Source organism: Streptomyces sp. NRRL WC-3549 (assembly GCF_000721935.1).
Taxonomy (GTDB): domain Bacteria; phylum Actinomycetota; class Actinomycetes; order Streptomycetales; family Streptomycetaceae; genus Streptomyces.
This window is the reverse complement of the sequence record NZ_KL585406.1, coordinates 77966-78229: the sequence shown is the minus strand read 5'-3', so window position 1 is coordinate 78229 and position 264 is coordinate 77966. Positions and strand designations below refer to the sequence as shown.

The window sequence follows — 264 nt, the reverse complement described above, 5'->3', positions numbered from 1 at the left end:
CCGCCAGGGTCCGCGCCGCGATGGCCGCCGCCCGTCCGGCAGCCGCGCCCGGCACGGCGCCGCAGGACGCGCGGGCCCCACAGGACGCCCATGCCCCGCAGGCCGGAGAGCGAGCGCAGGTCCCGCAGGTGGGCTGGGCGAGCGCGCCCGATCTGGGGGCGCCCGCCACGTTCGTCCTGCTGCGGCACGGCGAGACGGTCCTCACCCCGGAGAAGCGGTTCTCCGGCAGCGGCGGCAGCGACCCCGAACTGTCCGCCACCGGCC

1 pseudogene is annotated in these 264 nt (G+C 79.9%); it reads left to right on the top strand.

What is annotated here, in order from left to right:
- Positions 1–20: 20 nt before the first annotated feature.
- A pseudogene (locus IH13_RS44725) lies at positions 21–264 on the top strand (bifunctional RNase H/acid phosphatase); the annotation flags it as partial.